General features: G+C 70.6%; 20 protein-coding genes and 2 tRNA genes. 16 read left to right on the top strand and 6 right to left on the bottom strand.

What is annotated here, in order from left to right; all coding sequences use genetic code 11:
* Positions 1–5: 5 nt before the first annotated feature.
* The 5 genes from proB (at position 6) to FHR32_RS03350 (ending at position 5,311) form a co-directional block, all read left to right on the top strand.
* A complete protein-coding gene (gene proB / locus FHR32_RS03370; protein ID WP_184752880.1) occupies positions 6–1,130 on the top strand; it encodes a glutamate 5-kinase in 1,125 nt (374 codons plus the stop codon).
* 17 nt (positions 1,131–1,147) lie between these two features.
* Positions 1,148–2,443, top strand: coding sequence for a glutamate-5-semialdehyde dehydrogenase (locus FHR32_RS03365; RefSeq protein ID WP_184752878.1), 1,296 nt, complete (start codon positions 1,148–1,150; stop codon positions 2,441–2,443).
* A gap of 110 nt (positions 2,444–2,553) precedes the next feature.
* A complete protein-coding gene (locus FHR32_RS03360; RefSeq protein WP_184752876.1) occupies positions 2,554–2,745 on the top strand; it encodes a hypothetical protein in 192 nt (63 codons plus the stop codon).
* Entirely contained in the window at positions 2,742–3,374 is a 633-nt protein-coding gene (locus tag FHR32_RS03355; protein WP_184752874.1) for a DoxX family protein, read from the top strand. The genes FHR32_RS03360 and FHR32_RS03355 overlap by 4 nt, the downstream gene beginning before the upstream one ends.
* 152 nt (positions 3,375–3,526) lie before the next feature.
* A complete protein-coding gene (locus tag FHR32_RS03350) occupies positions 3,527–5,311 on the top strand; it encodes a serine/threonine protein kinase (protein ID WP_184752872.1) in 1,785 nt (594 codons plus the stop codon).
* 66 nt (positions 5,312–5,377) lie between these two features.
* Here FHR32_RS03350 and FHR32_RS03345 read toward each other — a convergent pair whose 3' ends face one another.
* Complete coding sequence (locus FHR32_RS03345) at positions 5,378–6,403, bottom strand: M48 family metallopeptidase (RefSeq protein WP_184752870.1); 1,026 nt, start codon at positions 6,401–6,403, stop codon at positions 5,378–5,380.
* 74 nt (positions 6,404–6,477) lie between these two features.
* Here FHR32_RS03345 and nadD point away from each other — a divergent pair, with 74 nt between their 5' ends.
* From nadD to FHR32_RS03325, 4 genes are all read left to right on the top strand, one after another.
* On the top strand, positions 6,478–7,098 hold the full coding sequence (gene nadD, locus FHR32_RS03340; protein WP_184752868.1) for a nicotinate-nucleotide adenylyltransferase: 621 nt from the start codon (positions 6,478–6,480) through the stop codon (positions 7,096–7,098).
* Between the two features lie 137 nt (positions 7,099–7,235).
* Entirely contained in the window at positions 7,236–7,643 is a 408-nt protein-coding gene (rsfS, locus tag FHR32_RS03335; protein ID WP_184752866.1) for a ribosome silencing factor, read from the top strand.
* Positions 7,640–8,272, top strand: a complete 633-nt coding sequence (locus tag FHR32_RS03330) for a histidine phosphatase family protein (protein WP_184752864.1) — start codon at positions 7,640–7,642, stop codon at positions 8,270–8,272. Before rsfS ends, FHR32_RS03330 begins: the two co-directional genes overlap by 4 nt.
* 124 nt (positions 8,273–8,396) lie before the next feature.
* Positions 8,397–8,469, top strand: a tRNA-Ala gene (locus FHR32_RS03325).
* Between the two features lie 205 nt (positions 8,470–8,674).
* On the opposite strand, the gene FHR32_RS03320 is transcribed toward FHR32_RS03325, so the two are convergent.
* The gene (locus FHR32_RS03320; RefSeq protein ID WP_184752862.1) at positions 8,675–9,700 is read right to left on the bottom strand and encodes a helix-turn-helix transcriptional regulator; all 1,026 of its coding nucleotides are present in this window, start codon (positions 9,698–9,700) and stop codon (positions 8,675–8,677) included.
* A 63-nt stretch (positions 9,701–9,763) separates the two neighbouring features.
* On the opposite strand from FHR32_RS03320, the gene FHR32_RS03315 reads away from it, so the two are divergent.
* A complete protein-coding gene (locus FHR32_RS03315; protein WP_184752860.1) occupies positions 9,764–10,213 on the top strand; it encodes a hypothetical protein in 450 nt (149 codons plus the stop codon).
* 9 nt (positions 10,214–10,222) lie between these two features.
* Here FHR32_RS03315 and FHR32_RS03310 read toward each other — a convergent pair whose 3' ends face one another.
* The gene (locus tag FHR32_RS03310; protein ID WP_184752858.1) at positions 10,223–10,720 is read right to left on the bottom strand and encodes a 2-thiouracil desulfurase family protein; all 498 of its coding nucleotides are present in this window, start codon (positions 10,718–10,720) and stop codon (positions 10,223–10,225) included.
* Between the two features lie 86 nt (positions 10,721–10,806).
* Between FHR32_RS03310 and FHR32_RS03305 the strand changes: the two genes are divergently transcribed.
* The gene (locus FHR32_RS03305) at positions 10,807–11,169 is read left to right on the top strand and encodes a hypothetical protein (protein ID WP_184752856.1); all 363 of its coding nucleotides are present in this window, start codon (positions 10,807–10,809) and stop codon (positions 11,167–11,169) included.
* Positions 11,166–11,546, top strand: a complete 381-nt coding sequence (locus tag FHR32_RS03300) for a hypothetical protein (RefSeq protein WP_184752854.1) — start codon at positions 11,166–11,168, stop codon at positions 11,544–11,546. Before FHR32_RS03305 ends, FHR32_RS03300 begins: the two co-directional genes overlap by 4 nt.
* On the opposite strand, the gene FHR32_RS03295 is transcribed toward FHR32_RS03300, so the two are convergent.
* Positions 11,547–11,699: a hypothetical protein gene (locus FHR32_RS03295; protein WP_184752852.1), complete on the bottom strand. Its 153-nt coding sequence runs from the start codon at positions 11,697–11,699 to the stop codon at positions 11,547–11,549. It lies immediately after the preceding gene.
* Positions 11,700–11,846: 147 nt separating this feature from the next.
* On the opposite strand from FHR32_RS03295, the gene FHR32_RS03290 reads away from it, so the two are divergent.
* Both FHR32_RS03290 and FHR32_RS03285 read left to right on the top strand, forming a co-directional pair.
* On the top strand, positions 11,847–13,076 hold the full coding sequence (locus FHR32_RS03290; RefSeq protein ID WP_184752850.1) for a CynX/NimT family MFS transporter: 1,230 nt from the start codon (positions 11,847–11,849) through the stop codon (positions 13,074–13,076).
* A 69-nt stretch (positions 13,077–13,145) separates the two neighbouring features.
* Positions 13,146–13,991, top strand: a complete 846-nt coding sequence (locus FHR32_RS03285; RefSeq protein WP_184752848.1) for an alanyl-tRNA editing protein — start codon at positions 13,146–13,148, stop codon at positions 13,989–13,991.
* Between the two features lie 45 nt (positions 13,992–14,036).
* On the opposite strand, the gene FHR32_RS03280 is transcribed toward FHR32_RS03285, so the two are convergent.
* Positions 14,037–15,203 (bottom strand): phytoene desaturase family protein, encoded by a 1,167-nt coding sequence (locus tag FHR32_RS03280; protein WP_184752846.1) that lies wholly within the window; start codon positions 15,201–15,203, stop codon positions 14,037–14,039.
* A 36-nt stretch (positions 15,204–15,239) separates the two neighbouring features.
* Positions 15,240–16,127 (bottom strand): RNA polymerase sigma-70 factor, encoded by an 888-nt coding sequence (locus FHR32_RS03275; RefSeq protein ID WP_184752845.1) that lies wholly within the window; start codon positions 16,125–16,127, stop codon positions 15,240–15,242.
* Between the two features lie 109 nt (positions 16,128–16,236).
* Here FHR32_RS03275 and FHR32_RS03270 point away from each other — a divergent pair, with 109 nt between their 5' ends.
* Together FHR32_RS03270 and FHR32_RS03265 are read left to right on the top strand one after the other, a co-directional pair.
* The gene (locus FHR32_RS03270) at positions 16,237–17,667 is read left to right on the top strand and encodes an MFS transporter (RefSeq protein WP_184752843.1); all 1,431 of its coding nucleotides are present in this window, start codon (positions 16,237–16,239) and stop codon (positions 17,665–17,667) included.
* Positions 17,668–17,686: 19 nt separating this feature from the next.
* Positions 17,687–17,759: transfer RNA gene (locus FHR32_RS03265), tRNA-Ala, on the top strand.
* Positions 17,760–18,005 lie beyond the last annotated feature (246 nt).

Here is an 18,005-nt window from a genome sequence, read left to right as displayed (position 1 = left end):
GTGTTGTGGAGTCTGCGCGTGATCGGATCCGTACGGCCTCACGCCTCGTCGTGAAGGTGGGTTCGTCCTCGCTCACCACCGCGCAGGGGATGATCGACGTCGACCGGGTGGACGCCCTGGTCGACGTGCTCGCCGCCCGGCGTGGGACCGGAACGCAGCTCGTGCTGGTCTCCTCCGGCGCGATCGCGGCCGGTCTCGGCCCGCTGGGCCTGTCCAGCCGGCCGCGTGACCTCGCCACCCAGCAGGCGGCCGCCTCGGTCGGCCAGGGGGTCCTGGTCGCCCGCTACACCTCCTCCTTCGCCCGGTACGGCCTGCGCGTCGGTCAGGTCCTGCTGACCGCCGACGACATGATGCGGCGATCGCACCATGTCAACGCCCAGCGCACACTGGGCCGGCTGCTGGAGCTGGGCATCGTCCCGGTGGTCAACGAGAACGACACCGTGGCCACCGACGAGATCCGGTTCGGTGACAACGACCGGCTCGCCGCCCTGGTGGCCCACCTGACCCGCGCCGACGCGCTGGTGCTCCTGTCCGACGTGGACGCCCTCTACGACGGTGACCCCCGCCGTCCCGGCGCCCGCAGGCTCGGCGACGTGCGCGGGCCGGACGACCTGATCGGGGTCGAACTGGGGAAGGGGGGAGCGGTCGGCACCGGCGGGATGGTCACCAAGGTGCAGGCGGCCAGGATCGCCACCGGGGCGGGCGTTCCCGTGGTCCTGACCGCGGCCGCACACGCCGCCCAGGCCCTCGCGGGCAGCGACGTCGGCACCTACTTCCATCCGGACGGCCGCCATCCCGGCACCCGGCTGCTCTGGCTGGCCCACGCCACCACCGGCCGGGGACGGCTCCATCTGGATCCCGGGGCGGTCGAGGCCGTGGTGAGCCGCCGCAAGTCGCTGCTGCCCGCCGGGGTCACCGCCGTCGACGGCGAGTTCGCGGCCGGGGACCCGGTGGACCTGTGCGGGCCGCTGGGCAGGGTGGTCGCCCGCGGGCTGGTCAACTTCGACGCGGGGGAGATCCCGGAGCTGCTGGGCCGTTCCACCCGTGAGCTGGCCACCAGCCTCGGTCCGGAATATGAACGCGAGCTCATCCACCGTGATGACATCGTCATACTGGAGTCCCACCACTAGTTCCGTTGGAGCGCGAGATGTCCGAGGACTTCCTGAAGGTAGCCCTGGCGGCTAAAGAGGCCACCGCCGAGCTGGCCCCGCTGCCGAGGGCCCCGAAGGACGCCGCGCTCCGGGTGATCGCCGACGCCCTGGTGGCGCGGTCAGCCGAGATCGTCACGGCCAACGCGCTCGATGTGGACAGGGCACGGCAGAGCGGCATCTCCGAATACATGATTGACCGGCTCCGGCTCGACGAGGGCCGTGTCGGGGCCATCGCGGAGGCGGTCCGTCAGGTCGCCGACCTGCCCGACCCGGTGGGTGAGGTGATCCGGGGCAACACGCTGCCCAATGGCCTGGAGCTGCGCCAGCTCCGGGTGCCGCTCGGCGTGATCGGCATCATCTACGAGGGCCGTCCCAACGTGACCGTGGACGCCGCCGCGCTCTGCCTGAAGAGCGGCAACGCCACCCTGCTGCGAGGATCGTCCAGCGCCTACGAGTCGAACACGGTCCTCGTCCGGATCATGCAGGACGCGTTGGCGGGTACGGAGGTCCCGGCGGGAGCGGTGCAGCTGGTTCCCGGCCAGACCCGCGACTCGGCCAAGGAGCTCATGCGGGCCCGTGGCCTGGTGGACGTGCTGATCCCGCGTGGAGGGGCCTCTCTGATCGACTCGGTGGTCGAGGAGTCCACGGTCCCGGTCATCGAGACCGGTGTGGGCAACTGCCACGTCTACGTCGACGCCGACGCCGACATCGACCTCGCGATCGCGATTCTGCTCAACTCCAAGGTCCAGCGGCCCTCGGTGTGCAACGCCGCCGAGACGCTCCTGGTGCACGCCGCCGTGGCCGACGCCTTCGTGCCGCGCGCGCTGGCCGCCCTGACCGAGGAGGGCGTGACGGTGCACGGCGACGCCCGGATCTCGGCCTACGGTGACGTGGTGCCGGCCGGTGAGGAGGACTTCCGCGACGAGTATCTCTCGCTGGACATCGCCGCCGCCGTGGTCGACTCGCTGGAGGACGCGGTCGCGCACATCAGGAAGTACGGCTCGGGCCACACCGACGCGATCGTCACCCGCTCGGTCACCGCGTCCCGCAGGTTCGTCGCCCTGGTCGACTCCGCCGCCGTGGCGGTCAACGCCTCGACCAGGTTCACCGACGGCGGCGAGTTCGGCTTCGGCGCCGAGATCGGCATCTCCACCCAGAAGCTGCACGCGCGCGGCCCCATGGGCCTCCCCGAGCTGACCTCCACCAAGTGGGTCTACACCGGAGAGGGTCATCTGCGCACCGGTGCGGGCACGGTCGTCGCCTCCAAGGCCGGCGGCGGGGACGGCAGGTAGGAGACACCTCGGGGTGTGAGCAGGCGGTGATGCGCACACCCCGACGGTCACTCCGTGTATTGGCGTGTCGCTCCATGTAATGGTGGTCCTCTGTGGTTTGACTGGGCTCCATGGAAATCGTGGTCACGTTCCTGCTTGTCGCGCTTGTGCTGTTCAGTCTCGATCGGCTGATGCTCTGGCTGGAGCGGCGGGGACATGTGAGCTGGCGGCGCACCCGCCGCCGGAGCCTGTCAGCCGAGCCCACGGCCAGGCTGGACACCCTGCTGGGCGGTCCGCTCCGTGACTGCGAGCGCCGGTCGTGAGGCGTTCCCTGTACGATCTGGCCGCGCTGATCGCGCGGATCGTCCTTGGTGCCATCTTCGTCGTGCACGGATGGCAGAAGCTCAACACGGGCGGTCTGGACGGCACCGCCGCCATGTTCGGCTCGGCGGGCGTGCCCATGCCCCGGATATCCGCCGGCTTCGCCATGGCCGTCGAACTCGGCGGGGGAATCCTGCTCATCCTGGGGCTGTTGACCCCGCTCGTCGGTCTTCTGCTCGCCGCGGACATGCTCGGTGCGTTCATATTCGTGCACTCGCGTAACGGCCTCCTCATCGCGGAGGGTGGATTCGAGCTGGTCGGCGCCCTGGGCTCGGCCGCGCTGCTGCTGGCCGCCGGCGGCGCGGGCCGGATCAGCCTGGACCACCTCCTTTTCGGCCGCCGCCGGGAGCGCCGGCGGGGTCGTGAGAACGCGCCGGCGTACGTGCCGCCCATCCAGGACGAGTCCCCGTCACGGATCCCGCCCACCGCGGTCCAGCAACGGCCGCCGGCGTCGGAGGACGTGGCCCCGTCACATCCGCCGACGCCGGAGGACGCGACCCAGCCGCAGCCGTCGATCGAACCGGAGGGTACCCGCCCGAAACCGCCTGACGCCGGGACCCCGCCCCTCTGATGTTTCCGCCAGTACGGCGCGCCGCCGGAAATTCGTCGCACCTGCCCGCTATGGTGTTGTCTCCTATGGCTGGAGAGCAGGGAAGCGAGCGGGAGCGAGCAACCCGGTAGGCACAGCGGTCTTGGACCCATGTGGCCGACGCAGGAGGTCACGTGGGTCGTCTCGGGCGCGTCGGCTCCTACACGTTGGTGGAGCGCCTCGGCCGGGGCGGCATGGGGGACGTCTACCTCGCCACCAACCGCCGTGGGGAGGGCGTCGCGCTCAAGATGCTCCACGATGCCGTCGACGCCGACTCGGAGGCCCGAATACGGCTCGAGCGCGAGGTCCGCGCCCTCCGCAGGGTCGAGAGCCCCTATGTCGCGCGCGTCGTCGACGCCGACCTCGCCTGTGAACGGCCTTATCTGGTCATGGAGCACATCGAGGGGGACACCCTCCTCGAACGCGTGCGGCGCGACGGCCCGCTCCAGGGGGCAGCTCTGGTCACCCTCGCCCAGGGGCTGGCCACCGCCCTGTCGATCATCCACGCGGCCGGGGTCGTCCACCGTGACCTCAAGCCCGCCAACGTGCTCGTCAACGCCGAGGACGAGCCCATCCTGATCGACTTCGGCATCGCCCAGGTCCTGGACGCCACCCGGCTCACCATGACCGGCACCTTCCTCGGCACCCCGAGCTACGCCGCCCCCGAGCTCTTCGTGGACGAGCCCGTGGGGGAGCCCGCCGACGTGCACGCGTGGGCGGCCACGGTCGCCTTCGCCGCGACCGGACGTCCCACCTTCGGCCGTGGCACGGTTGAGGCACAGATGTACGCCATCCTCAACGGCCAGGCCGATCTGGCGGGCATTCCCGCGTCCCTGCTCCCCCTGATCCGGGCCGCTCTCCATCGCGAGGCGGCCAAACGTCCCACCGCGGCCATCCTGGCCGCCCGCCTCACGCGTCTCGCCCGAGCCGCCTCCGAGCCGGCACCGCCGAAGACCGCCAGGCCGGTCGCGGAGCGGGCCGTCTCCGGCGCGTCGAAGAAGCCGGAGGCGCGAGCCAGGTCCGGGTCCAAGGGCGACAAGGGGGAGGAGCCCTCGCGGGGTGGCCGGTCGGCTGCCAAGACGGCCGCGTCCGAGCGCGTGACGCGCCCGGCCGCCGGTGGGGACGGGACGTCCCGTGGTGGGAAGGCGGTGGCAGCTCTGGCCGCAGAGCCGCCACGGGCGGGACGGTCCACCGGAGGGACAGACGGCGTCGCGCGCGGCGCGCGGCCGGCTGCGGCCGGGGAGGGGCCGTCCCGTGGCGGGCGATCGGCTTCCGGGGCAGGTGAGCCGTCCCGGGGGGCCCGGCCGGCATCCGGCGGAACAGGGGCCAAGGCCGCCCGGAGGGCGCCCAAGGGGCGTCAGGGAGAGGGCACGGGAGCCGCGACCGGTGGCCGCGCAGGGCCGTTGCCCGCGGGGAACGCGGCACTGATCCTGCTGGCCGTACTGTCCGTGCCGTGTGTGGTGGCCACTCTGCTGTGGCCGCTGGCCACCTTCGCCGTCACCGGTGTCTTCGCCGTCCTGGCCCGCACGGTCTGGGTCGGGCACTGGCTGGTCAGGAAACGCGTGTCGGCCAGGGCCCGGGGTGTGTTGCGCGTCGTGAGCTTCCCGTTGACCTTCGTGGTGTCACTGCTGACCGCACTGGTCTGGCCGGGGCTGCCGGCGGCGGGGCTCGCGGGCGGAGTGCTGTGGCTGACTCTCGGCGCGTCCCTGCCGCCGGAGTGGTGGCTGCGCCCCGCTCCCATCGCCGCCGCCGGCATCGTGTTCGGGGTCGTCTGCGGCGGGATCATCGGACGTGAGGTCGAGCGGATCAGCTCCGAGATCCCCGAACTCCGCAAGGAGGGCCTGCGGGCGCTCGCCGTGCTGGGCGGGTTCGTCGCCCTGTGCGCGGCAGCCGTACGCGCGATCGCCCTCCTGATCTGAGGGCTGTCGGCTCCTCGCCGAAAAAGGTCCAGAAGATGAGCTTCTGGACCTTTTTATGGTTGGCGTCTAGTTACCGTCGCGGCGTGAGAAGCGGTTGAAGATGCGCTCTCCCGCGTTGACCGCGCCCTCGGCCACGTCGCGCAGGACGCCGATGAAGGGGTCCTGGGACTGCGACCAGGACTCGCGGTAGGAACGGGCTGCGGCTCTGACCTCTTCGGAGATCTTGGCGTTCGCGTCGTCGGTACGGCGGGGATAGGTGCCTCCGATGATCGCGTCGTACTCGCCGCCGCGGCGCCACTTGTCCAGCTCGGCCACCCGGGAGACCGCGAACGGGTGGGTGGTGCCGAGCAGGTTGAGGACCTTGAGCAGGCCGTCGCGGACGTCGCCCGCCGTGTCGTACTCCCGTGCCTGGTCGAGGAAGGCCTCGATGTTCATCTCGTGCAGGCGCGACCCTCCGGCGAGCTTCATCAGGGCCCGCAGGGCGGCATCGGGGTCCTGGCCGCAGAGCAGGCCACCGCGGTCGGCGGAGAGCTCGGACTTGCGATGCCACTCCTCCAGACCGGCGACGATCGCGCGCAGGCCGATGTAGCCGAGCGGGATCCAGGCCACCCGGGTGGCCAGGCGGGTGAGGATGTCCAGCATCGTGCGGTAGACCGCGTGGCCGGAGAGGATGTGCGCGGTCTCGTGCCCGATGACGAAACGCTGCTCCTCCGAGTCCATCAGGTCGAGCAGGCCGGTGGAGACGACGATGAACGGGTCGTCGAAGCCGATCGCCTTCGCCTGGACCAGCGGGTTCTGCTGGACGTAGATCTCGGGAATGCGGTGGAGGTCGAGCGCGTAGGCGGCGTCGCGGCCCATGTCGTGCAGGACACGGAACTGGGTGTCACTGGTGCGGACGGCCGAGGCGAGGTAGATCAGGCGCAGGCGGCGCTCGCTGATCAGTCCGGACATCTGCTTGAGCACCGTGTCGAATCCGCTGAGCGAGCGCAGGGCGACCAGCGCGGACCGGTCAGCGGGATGTTCGTAGGCACGTGAGCTGATTCCGGGAAGCTGCACGCGGTTGCGATCCGGGGTGGTGGTCATGTCCGGCATGCTACGTCGGGTCCGTCGGGCACGCGCGGGGGGCGGCTAAAAGCCGCGCACGGCTTACGCGTATGGTCCCTCCCATGATGAACGCGCCTACCGGTCAGGGGAAGCGACGACTGGGCGTCATGGGCGGCACCTTCGACCCGATCCACCATGGGCACCTGGTCGCCGCCAGCGAGGTCGCCCACCACTTCGACCTCGACGAGGTGGTCTTCGTGCCGACCGGCCGCCCGTGGCAGAAGGCCGACAGGACGGTGTCCGCGCCCGAGGACCGCTACCTGATGACGGTCATCGCGACCGCCTCCAACCCGCGCTTCTCGGTGAGCCGGGTGGACATCGACCGACCGGGCCCGACCTTCACCATCGACACCCTGCGTGACATCGCCACCGCCTGGGGCCCGGACGTCGAGCTGTACTTCATCACCGGAGCCGACGCCCTCGCCCAGATCCTGAGCTGGCGCGACGTCGACGAGCTGTTCACCATCGCGCACTTCGTCGGTGCCACCCGGCCCGGGCACCATCTGCACGACCCGGGGCTGCCGGAGGGCAGGGTCAGCCTGGTGGAGATTCCGGCACTGTCCATTTCGTCCTCGGAGTGCCGGGAACGGGTGGCCACGGGACGCCCCATCTGGTATCTAGTGCCTGACGGTATCGTTCAGTACATCAACAAGCGCGGTCTTTACCGCTCCGTGAGCCCCTGACCGGGTCGCTGATCCGTCTGCGGCGCGGAATCGGGTGGCACACGGCAGGCGTTGTACCTACGACACCTCTTCAACGGGCGCCCGATCGGGCACTCTGATAGGTGACAGCGCCGACTACAGGAGGACTAACCGACACCGTGACCGCAACCGACAGATCCGTACAGCTCGTCAGGCTCGCCGCCGAGGCCGCGGCAGACAAACTGGCCGACGACATTCTTGCCTACGACGTGAGCGAGCAGCTCGTCATCACCGACGCGTTCGTGCTCTGCTCCGCCACCAACGACCGCCAGGTCCGCGCCATCGTCGACGAAATCGAGGACAGGCTGCGGATCGAGGCCGACGCCAAGCCCGTCCGCCGCGAGGGTGAGCGGGAGGGGCGCTGGGTTCTCCTGGACTACATCGACATCGTCGTGCACGTCCAGCACGAGGAGGACCGCACCTTCTACGCTCTTGAGCGTCTGTGGAAGGACTGTCCTTCCATCTCCCTGCCGGACAGCGTGCGGCAGGCCGCCGCCCAGCGCGCCCGCGAGGCGGTAACTGAGTGAGTCGCCGTGTCGTCTGCCTGAGGCATGGCCAGACCCTGTGGAACGTCGAGCAACGTTTCCAGGGCCACAGCGACATCCCGCTGGACGAGACCGGTGTGGCGCAGGCGGCCCGCGCCGCCTCGCTGCTCGCCTCGCTCCGCCCCAACATGATCGTCTCTTCCGACCTGCAGCGGGCGCTGGACACCGCCTCGGCGCTCGGCCGTGTCGCCGGCCTTGACGTGACCGTGGACAAGGACCTGCGTGAGCGCGGGGGCGGTGAGTGGGAGGGCCTCACCCGTGAGGAGATCTCCACCGGCTGGCCCCGCGAGTTCACCGCCTGGGAGGCTCCGGGAGGCGAGCACGTCACCGACGTGGCCGAGAGGGTGTCGACGTCGATCCGCCGCTGGGCGGCCGAACTCGACTCCGGCGGCCTGCTGGTGATCGCCTCCCACGGGGCGGCGATCCGGCTTGGCATCGCCAGGCTGATGGGTCTTCCGGAGGAGCTCTGGCCCGCTCTGGGAGGTCTGGGAAACTGCTCGTGGTCGGTGTTGGAGGAGGCGCGCAAGGGCTGGCGTCTGCTTGAGCACAACGCCGGAACGCTCCCCGAGCCGGTCCAGAGTGACGACAGTCCCGAGGCCACGGAAGACTGATCTGGTGGCACGGCTTGCGCCCGAGATGACGGGCGCGAGCCGTACGGCCGTCGATTAGGTGAACATGTCGATGTCCCTATATGCTTCCGAGGCGCCGCAACGAGAGCACTCGAAGCGGTGACCAGGGGCTATGGCGCAGCTGGTAGCGCGCCTCCATGGCATGGAGGAGGTCTGGGGTTCGAATCCCCATAGCTCCACTTCTGGGCCGTTCTTGAGATGGCCTGAAGGACGTTGACGAGATCCCATCCGATCATCTTGATCGGATGGGATCTCGTTGTTTTCCAGGTCTGCGTGGCCGTTGGCGAGCTCGTCCGAGTGCGTGAGACGGTGGTGGCGAAGGGGGCGGGCGGTGTGCGGCCACTACGGGCGCATCACGGATGAGTAGGACGTAGCCGGGTAGCGTCACCGTCTCACGGTCTGAGGGCGTCTACTGATCCCCGGCCGGCCCGCAGACGCATCGTAGAGCCGTACCAGGGACTGGGCGGTCGCCGCCATCAGGTCGCGGAGCTCGGCGGGGGAGACGACCTCCAGGTCCTCGCCGAACCGCAGGAAGTCGCTCAGCGCGTGCGAGAGCGACTCGATGGGGACCGTGACCTGTGTCCAGCCGTCCGGGTCCGGAGTTTCGGCGCCGGCCTCGGCCGCCCGCAGGACGGCGGGGCGGACCATGTCGGGCAGGCGTTCCATCCCGTTCGGCGAGAGGCGGACGACGGCCTCGCCCTGCAGGAGCCGTGCCTCGAACTCCTCCAGGGCGCCGTTCCAGTGGGCGGCGAGATCGAATCCGGCGGGACGGGTGAAGGTTTCCGGGAGCGTGTGCAGCTCGCGGATCTGGGAGACCCGGTAGGTGCGTACGTCCTCGCCGCCGCCGCAGGCGATGAGGTACCAGCGGCCGGCCTTGAGCACCAGCCCGTACGGCTCCAGCCTCCGCACCACCTCCCGGGGGGCCTTCCACCGGTGGTAGCGGATCTCCAGCCGGCGCTCGTTCCACACCGCGTCGGCGACCGCCGCCAGATGCGGGGTCTCGTCGGCGCCGTGGTACCAGGTCGGGGTGTCGAGGTGGAAACGCTCGCGTATCCGCCCGGCCCGGTCGCGGAGCTCGACCGGGAGCGCGGCCATGAGCTTGAGCTGGGCGGCCGTCACCACCGACCCGAGCCCGAGTTCGGCGGCGGGCCCCGGCATCCCGGCGAGGAAAAGCGACTCGGCCTCTTCCGAGGTCAGGCCGGTGAGCCGGGTGCGGTAGCCCTCCAGCAGCCGGTAACCGCCTGAGGGGCCGGCGTCGCCGTACAGGGGGACACCGGCCGAGTGGAGCGACTCCACGTCCCGGTAGACGGTCCGGACCGAGACCTCCAGCTCGGCTGCCAGCTCCTGCGCGGTCATCCGGCCACGGGTCTGGAGCAACATCAGCAGGGAGAGGAGCCGGCTCGCGCGCATGAGCTGAATTATCTTGGAAAACGCTGACAGTAGGTGTCAGTGGTCCGGATTTAGTCTCACCGCATGAACGACTTCGACTTCCTCACCGGCACCTGGGCGGTGGCCAACCGCAGGCTCACCACGCTGTTCGCCGGCAGTACCGACTGGGACGAGTTCCCCGCGACCTCGGTCGCCAGGCCCGTTTTCGGCGGCGCGGCCAACGTCGACGAGATCACCTTCCCCACCAGGGGGTTCTCCGGATTCACCCTGCGGCTGTTCGACGTCCAGCGCGAGGAGTGGTCCCTCTACTGGGCCAGCAGCCGGACCGGAACGCTCTTCCCGCCGGTCGTGGGCCGGTTCGCCGGCGGCCGGGGTGAGTTCTACGGCGACGACACCCACGAGGGCATGCCGATCAGAGCCCGTTTCATCTGGTCGGAGATCACGCCTGTCTCCGCCCGCTGGGAGCAGGCGTTCTCCGCCGACGGCGAGAAGACCTGGGAGACCAACTGGGTCATGGAACTCACCAAGACGTAGGAGCGCCGCTCAGCTTCCATCGAGCTCGCGGAGCCGTATCCCGGCGTCGGGGATGCGGTCCTCGCCGAACACCGCGATGCCGTGCTGTTCGAGCAGAGCGGTGGTGACGCCGCTGCCGGGCAGGCGGCGGCCGGCGAAACTGCCGTCGTAGATGGTCAGGCTTCCGCAGGAGGGGCTCCCCTCCTTCAGGATCGCCACCCTGACACCGAGGGCCTGGGCGGCGGCGAGTGCCGCCCGGGCGCCTGCCAGGAAGGCCTGCGTGACGTCGGTGCCGTCGGTGGCCAGCACTCGGGCGGTTCCGGCGAGCACGGCCGTGCCCCCGGCGCCGCCCTCGATCTCGGCGGCCGGGCGGGGGACGGGCAGCCCGCCCTCGACCTCCGGGCAGAACGGGACGAGGCGGCCCTCCTGCCGCCAGGTGGCCAGCAGCGCGTCACCACTCGTCTTGGCGGCTCCGTCATAGCGGACCTTCCGCCCCATCATGCAGGCGCTGACCATGACCTTCTCCATGGCCCCAGCGTACGTGCCGCGGAGCGGAGGGCGAGGGGAGCGGGCAGTACCCTACTGCTCATGTCTGCCGTCCCTGTGATGTCTCTATGATCGGCCCGCTCGCGACCGGCGTGATCGTGCTCTCCCTGGTGATCGTGGCGATCAGTCTGGTGACCACCGTGCGCGACAGGCCGATGGGGACCGTTCTGCTCGTGGCGCTCGGGGTGCTGGAGATCGGCCTGCTGGTCCAGGCCGGATTCGCGGTCGCCGGGCTGGTCCGGGGGGAGCGGCCGGACGAGATGGCGACCTTCATCGGCTATCTGGCCGGCACCCTGGTGATCCCGCCGGCTGCGGCGTTCTGGGGGGTCGGTGAGCGCTCGCGCTGGGGGCCGGCCGTGATCGCGGTGGCGGGCTTCACGATCTGTGTCATGGTCGGGCGGCTGTTGCAGATCTGGCAGGGGGCGGTATGAGCGAGCCGGCGATCGGCAGCGGGCCGGGGCGGGCCCTGGTCGCGATCTACGGGGTGTTCGCCCTCGCCGCGGGGGCGCGTGCCGCCGTGCAGATCGCGACGCGGTTCGGTGAGGCCCCGCTGGCCTACGCGCTGTCGGCGTTCGCCGCGGTGGTCTACATCGTGCTCACCGTGGCACTGGCCCGGGGTAACCGGCGGCTGGCGCTGATCGCCTGTGGCATCGAGATGGCCGGGGTCCTCGTCGTCGGCACGCTGAGCATGGTCGACCCCGAGGCGTTCCCGCGTGCCACGGTGTGGTCGGGTTACGGCAGTGGTTACGTGTTCATCCCGATGGTCCTGCCGATCCTCGGTTTTTATTGGCTTTTGCGCCGCGCCTAGTCAGCGCCGGAGCCCGCCGGGGTCCGTCGCGATTTCGAAGCCGAGATCACCGAGCAGCATCCGGACGACCGGGCGCCGGCCGGGCGAGGAGCCCCCGGCGGAGCCGGGGCCGCTCATCTGACGGCCGCGTCTGACGTCGAAGAGCCGGGTCACGCCCTGTAAGAGGAGGCGTGGCCCGGCTTCCATGTTGTCAGGGGTTCGCGGGGGCGGGAACAGAACGACATTTCCTCCCTGTTACAGTTGCGGTCGCCCAATCATCCTACGATTGGGCGACTGGGCCGAAGGAGGACTGACACCCCCATGACCGTGCTAACCCAGGAGACACGGGGCCGCACCGGTAAGACGACGGGATCTCTTGCCTGGTTGCTCGTGGCGGGCATCGTCCTCGCCGCGCTGAACCTGCGCACCGCCGTCACCAGTGTGGGGCCGGTCCTCGACCAGATCACGTTGGGCCTGGGCATGTCGGGAGTGGGCGTCGGTCTTCTCACCACGCTGCCCGTGCTCATCTTCGCGTCGGTCGGTGCGATGACGCCGTCGCTGGCGAGGAAGGTCGGCGAACACCGGCTGCTGCTGTTCGCCCTGGTCACTCTCGGTGCGGGTCTGCTGATCCGCGCGATGGTGGGCTCCGCGGGGGTGTTCCTGTTCAGCAGCGCCCTGGCGCTGTCGGGGGGCGCGGTGGGCAACGTGCTCATCCCCACCCTGATCAAGCGCCACTTCCCGGGCCGGGCCGGGACCATGACCACCGTCTACACCACCGCGCTCGCGGTGGGCACGATGCTCGCGGCCGCCGCGACCGTGCCGATCGAGCGGGCCGCCGACGGCAACTGGCACGTTGCCCTCGGGGTGTGGGCGGCGCTGGCCGCTGTCGCCGCCATTCCGTGGCTTGCGCTGTTGCGCAGTGAGCCGGAGCGGGACACGGGCAGCAACGATCTCGGTCCCCGGGCCCTGGTCCGGAGCAAGCTGGCCTGGGCGGTCGCCGCGTACTTCGGTACGCAGAGCATGGTGGCCTACATCATGTTCGGCTTCCTGCCCAAGATCCTCATCGATGGCGGTTACACCACCGGCCAGGCCGGGCTGGTGCTGGGCGTCTTCACCGCGATCGGCATCCCGGTCTCGATGGTCGTGCCCTGGATCGCCTCGAAGTTCGCCGACCAGCGGCCCGTGGTGGCGACGTTCGTGGCCTTCTACGTGGTCGGCTTCCTCGGTCTCTGGCTGGCCCCGGCGGATCTGGCCTGGGGGTCCGCGATGCTGGTCGGCATCGGGATGGGATCCTTCCCGCTCGCGCTGACCATGCTCGCCCTCCGTACCCGTACCCCGGAGGCCACGGCCGCGCTGTCGGCCTTCGGGCAGAGCGCCGGTTATCTCATCGCGGGCGCCGGCCCCCTGATCGTCGGTGTGATGTACGAGTCGACCCGCGGCTGGACGCTGCCGTTCCTGCTCCTGTTCGCCGTGGTGGGGGTGCAGCTCGTGACCGGCTGGTACGCGGGCCGCACCCGCTACCTGGAGGACGAGCGGGCCCTCACCGGCTGACCGTCATCCCCGCCGGTACGGCTTGCGCCTCCTCGGGGGCGGTGCAAGCCGTACTGGCATGATGAGGGGATGGACATCGGTGGGTCGACGCTGGTCAGTTATCCGGCAGGTGAGGTTCGGGGACGTTCGACGGTCGTGGGGGCCGTGCCGGTGGGGGACCGGCACGGGACGATCGTGGCCGAGACCCCGTTCCACCCGCTGGACCACACCTGGCCGGACCAGCCCGCCGACACCGGGACCATCGCCGGGCTGACGGTCGTCGACTGCGTGACGGGAGCCGTGCAGGAGGGCGGACAGGCCGTCCATCTCGGTGAGGACATCCCGGTGCGCCGGGGCACTCCCGGCTGGAGCTGGCTGGTCGTCCACGTCACCGACGAGCCGGTGCCGGGCGGGGAGGTCGAGCTGGTGGTGGACACCGACAACCGCCGCGCGCTGTCGGCCGGACACACCGCCTGCCACCTCACCGCGCTCGCGCTCAACGCGGCACTGGCCGGCAGGTGGCGCAAGGAGATCCCGGCCGACGGGCTCGGCCACCCCGACTTCGACCAGACGGCCATCACCTCCTCACGGATCCTGCCGGGCGGCAGCCAGGACGTCTACCGCCTGGGCAAGTCCCTGCGCCGCAAGGGCTTCACCGCCGAGGGGCTGGCGGAGGAGCTGCCGGAGATCGTCCAGCGGATCAACGACCGGCTCAAGGAGTGGGTCGCCGTCGACGCCCCCGTCTGGGTCGACAACCCCGGCCCCGAGCTGACCGCCCGCCGTACCTGGCACTGCGGCCTGCCCGAGGGCGAGGTCGCCATCCCGTGCGGCGGTACGCACCTGTCGCGCACCTCCCAGCTCGGCACGGTCGTCGCGACCCTGGAACTGTCCGACGACGGTTCCGAGATGATCATGCACACCGTCACCGCCCGCTAGCCACACCCGGCGCCTCGCGCGGGTTTCCCGCGCGAGGCGCCGGTCTCAGGCGGGGACACGCGAACCGACGGCGTGGAGCACGGATCGCGCGGCGATCAGGGCGCTGTGCGTGGAGACCTCGCCGAGCAGGCCGGGGGCCGCGACCGCGTCCCCCGCCAGCCAGACGCCGTGCCCCCTGTCGATCGCCGGCCGGTCCCGCCAGGACAGTCCGGGCAGATCCAGAGCCCCGCTACGGCCGTTCGCGGTGGCCTCCCGCCGCCAGGTCGTCCGCTCCCGCCAGCCGGGCAGTCCGAGGTCGGCCAGCCGTTCCGCCCTGGTGACCGCCTCCGCCTTCGACTCGCTCTGCCGCAGCGGCATCTCGATCTGGACCAGCGTGTGCCCGGCCGGCGCGAGCGAGGCGTCCGGCAGGCCGTACTGCTCCAGGAATCCCCCCTCGTCCAGGTCCGAGACGAGGAAGACGTCCTTGGGACGCCTGGTGAGACCGAGGTCGAGCAGGACCGCCCTGCCGCTCTCCCAGTGCAGCGACTCGTCGCCGAGCAGCGTCCTGGCGGCGTCCAGCGACGTCGCCACGATCACCGGGGTGTCCTCGGGGAGGCGGTCCACCCGCGTGCCGGTCTCGATCCGCACACCCAGCCCGCGCGCGTGAGCGGCCATCCGGTCGATCACCCGCTGCCAGCCGCCGACGACGTAGCGCGGAGCCGGATATCGGGGCGCGGCCGCCCGCAGCACCCGCTCCCAGACGAACGCCGCGGACAGCCGTGCCGGATCGGCGTCGAAGGTGATCACGCCGACCAGCCCCGCCGCCGCCCGCATCGCCTCCTCACCCAGGTGCCGGGTGGCCCAGGTGCCGAAGCCCTCGTCCACCGGGGCACGGAGCCGCCGCCTGGTGGTGATCGCCTTCACCAGCGGCCAGGGCGGAGCCGAGGTGAGGCGGTAGCCGTGCCGGAACCTGAACCTGGCGAGCTCACCGAGTGCCGGCCTGCGGAAGGGCTGGACGAGTCCCCGGGCCGCCATCCAGCGCCACGGCTCACCGTCGGAGTAGAAGACATGGGGGCCGTCGTTGGCGACGTACGGCGCGGCGGTGCTGCGGGCCCGGCCGCCGAGCGCCCGGTGGGCCTCGTGGACGGTGACCCGCGCGCCGCCCTCGGCACACGCGATGGCCGCGGTGAGTCCCGCGAGGCCACCGCCGATGATGGTGATTTTCTGCGTCATACCCTCACGACGCACCCGGCGGTGGCATCCGTGACATCACAGGCGCGCAAGTTTCTCCGGATTGGCCACCAGGAAGACGGTCTCGATCAGACCGTCCCTGATGACCAGGGAGAACACCGTGATCGGCCGCCCGTCGGCGGTCACCACGGCCGCCGGGGCGCCGTTCACGTCCCTGAACTCCACCGCGAAGCCGGGGACGAGATCGGCGCCCAGCGACTCCATGAACCTCCGCGCGCCCTCCTTCGACGCGATCGAGGACAGGAATCGCGCCACCTTCTCCGCGCCGGTGATGACCCGCAGTGGGGCCTTGGCCTTCCCGCCGCCGTCGCCGACCAGTGAGACGTCCTCGGCGAGCATCGCGGTCAGCGCGTCCAGATCACCGCCGGCGGCCGCGCCGATGAACCGCTCGGTGAGCCTGCGCCGCTCGTCGCGGTCCACGTCGAACCGGGGCCTGCGCTCCTGCACGTGCTGTTTGGACCGCCGAGCGAGCTGCCGGGTCGTCGCCTCGGCGCGGCCGATGATCTCACCGATCTCCACGTAGGACAGGGCGAACGCCTCCCGCAGCACGAACACCGCGCGTTCCAGCGGCGACAGGGTCTCCAGCACCACCAGCAACGCCAGCTCGACCGAGGCGGTCAGCTCGGCGTGCTCGGCCGTGTCGGGTGCGGTGCCGACCAGCTCGGGCAGCCACGACCCGACATATGACTCGCGTCGCGACTTCGCCCGCCGCAGGCGGTCGATGGAGAGGCGGGTCGTCACCCTGATCAGGTAGGCCCGGTCATCTTCCACCTCGGCCACCTCCACCCCCGACCAGCGCAGCCATGCCTCCTGCACGACGTCTTCGGCGTCGGCCACGCTGCCCAGGATCCGGTAGGCGACTCCGGTCAGCAGGTCGCGATGTCTCTCAAAGCGTTCGACGGCCATAAGAGAAAGACGTATCACGGTAGCCACGGCGTGACATGATCCGGCCGGTGGCGTTTTCTCCGTACGATCTACCATCTGACGGGGGAAACCGGCGGTGAAGGGGTGGATCGTGGCAGGGACGGCCGTCTCCGAGCCGAGTACGGCACGCCGGGGCAGACAGCTCTGGCTGACCCTGCTGGCGCTCTCCATCGCCGGGATGGTCGTCTCCGTCCAGCAGACCGTGGTGATCCCGCTGCTACCCCGGTTGATGGTCGCCTTCGGCGTGCCGGTCGCGGAGGTCACCTGGGTCTTCACCGCCTCGCTGCTCGCCGGCGCGGTCGCCACTCCGCTGCTGTCCCGCCTCGGGGACATGTACGGCAAGAAGCGGATGATCCTGTTCACCGTCGGGCTGCTCGTCCTGGGCTCGGTGATCTGCGCCCTGTCCGGCTCCCTGGCGGTGCTGATCGCCGGCCGGGCCATGCAGGGCGCCTCGGCTGCGCTGATCCCGCTGGCCATCGGCATGATCAGGGACGGTTTCCCGCGCACCCGGGTGATGACGGCCATCGGCGTGGTGAGCGCCACCATGGGCGTCGGCGGCAACCTCGGCATGATCGTCACCGGGATCATCGCCGACCGCACCCCCAGCCACCACCCGGTCTTCTGGATCACCGCGGGGCTCGCCGCGGCGGCGCTCGTGCTCATCGCGCTGAGCGCCCACGACACCGGGGTCCGGGCCGGAGGCCGCCCCGACTTCATCGGCGCGGTGCTGCTCTCCTCCTGGCTGGTCTTCCTGCTGCTGGCGATATCCAAGGGGAACGACTGGGGGTGGGGCTCCGGCCGGGTCGTCGGGCTGTTCGCGGGTGCGGTGGTGCTCTGCGCGGTGTGGGTGTTCAGCCAGCTCCGGCTCCGAACGCCGATGGTACGGCTCCACCTGCTCGTCGGCCGTCGTTCCCTGCCCGCCAACCTGGCCTCGCTGCTGCTGGGCTTCGCGATGTTCGGGTCGTTCGCCCTGATCTCCGGGTTCGTCCAGACACCGCCGTCCGCTGGATACGGCTTCGGCGGATCGGTCCTCGACGTCGGCCTCTACGCCCTCCCCAGCACCGTGACCATGCTGGCGGCGTCCTTCATGTCCGGACGCCTGTCCGCCCTCCTGGGCCCGGCCCGCTCTCTCGCCCTCGGCGCGGCCCTGTGCGCGGCCGGGTTCGGCTGGTTCACCCTCTTCAACACCTCGGTGCTCGACCTGATCGGCGCCAACGCACTGCAGGGACTGGGCTTCGGGATCGGCTACGCGGCGCTGGGCGCGCTGGCCGTACAACACGTGCCGATGGACTCGACCGGCATCGCCAGCGGCATCAACTCCCTGGTCCGAGCCATCGGAGGCAGCGTCTCCAGCGCCGTCACCGCCGCCCTCCTGACCTCGATCACCATCGCCGGAACCGCCGTCCCGTCCCGCGACGCCTACGTCCTGTCCTTCGCGATCATCACGGTGAGCGCCGCGGCCTCCGCCGCCGTCGCCCTTGTGGCCGGAATGATGGCGCGTGGAGTGTCCGACGTCGGCTAAGATTTCATCTGCGTCGCAAGGGGCTATGGCGCAGCTGGTAGCGCGCCTCCATGGCATGGAGGAGGTCTGGGGTTCGAATCCCCATAGCTCCACTTCTGGGCCGTTCTTGAGATGGCCTGAAGGAAGTTGACGGGATCCCGTCTGATCTTAGTGATCAGGCGGGATCTTGTCGTTTCAGGGGTCCTGAACCTGCTGGCAGGGCGGTTCGTGGCCCGCGGGGTGGCTGTGGCGGACGGGCTGGGTTTCGGGCGGTGGTGGCGGTCGCGAACCGGTCGGGGATGAGCGGGCAGCTCAGGGTGCCATCGATCGCCGGCCGGCGTGAGCGCCCACCAGGCCAG

This window comes from Streptosporangium album (assembly GCF_014203795.1).
Classification (GTDB): domain Bacteria; phylum Actinomycetota; class Actinomycetes; order Streptosporangiales; family Streptosporangiaceae; genus Streptosporangium; species Streptosporangium album.
Note: the sequence above shows the minus strand (reverse complement) of the source record. Positions and strands in the feature narration are given on the sequence as shown.

Excerpts from the sequence above, each read along its gene's own strand:
- FHR32_RS03365 (WP_184752878.1), top strand. The coding sequence starts at position 1,148 with ATGTCCGAGGACTTCCTGAAGGTAGCCCTGGCGGCTAAAGAGGCCACC.
- FHR32_RS03360 (WP_184752876.1), top strand. The coding sequence starts at position 2,554 with ATGGAAATCGTGGTCACGTTCCTGCTTGTCGCGCTTGTGCTGTTCAGT.
- FHR32_RS03345 (WP_184752870.1), bottom strand. The coding sequence starts at position 6,403 with ATGCCGGACATGACCACCACCCCGGATCGCAACCGCGTGCAGCTTCCC.
- nadD (WP_184752868.1), top strand. The coding sequence starts at position 6,478 with ATGATGAACGCGCCTACCGGTCAGGGGAAGCGACGACTGGGCGTCATG.
- FHR32_RS03320 (WP_184752862.1), bottom strand. The coding sequence starts at position 9,700 with ATGCGCGCGAGCCGGCTCCTCTCCCTGCTGATGTTGCTCCAGACCCGT.
- FHR32_RS03315 (WP_184752860.1), top strand. The coding sequence starts at position 9,764 with ATGAACGACTTCGACTTCCTCACCGGCACCTGGGCGGTGGCCAACCGC.
- FHR32_RS03310 (WP_184752858.1), bottom strand. The coding sequence starts at position 10,720 with ATGGAGAAGGTCATGGTCAGCGCCTGCATGATGGGGCGGAAGGTCCGC.
- FHR32_RS03305 (WP_184752856.1), top strand. The coding sequence starts at position 10,807 with ATGATCGGCCCGCTCGCGACCGGCGTGATCGTGCTCTCCCTGGTGATC.
- FHR32_RS03300 (WP_184752854.1), top strand. The coding sequence starts at position 11,166 with ATGAGCGAGCCGGCGATCGGCAGCGGGCCGGGGCGGGCCCTGGTCGCG.
- FHR32_RS03290 (WP_184752850.1), top strand. The coding sequence starts at position 11,847 with ATGACCGTGCTAACCCAGGAGACACGGGGCCGCACCGGTAAGACGACG.
- FHR32_RS03285 (WP_184752848.1), top strand. The coding sequence starts at position 13,146 with ATGGACATCGGTGGGTCGACGCTGGTCAGTTATCCGGCAGGTGAGGTT.
- FHR32_RS03280 (WP_184752846.1), bottom strand. The coding sequence starts at position 15,203 with ATGACGCAGAAAATCACCATCATCGGCGGTGGCCTCGCGGGACTCACC.
- FHR32_RS03275 (WP_184752845.1), bottom strand. The coding sequence starts at position 16,127 with ATGGCCGTCGAACGCTTTGAGAGACATCGCGACCTGCTGACCGGAGTC.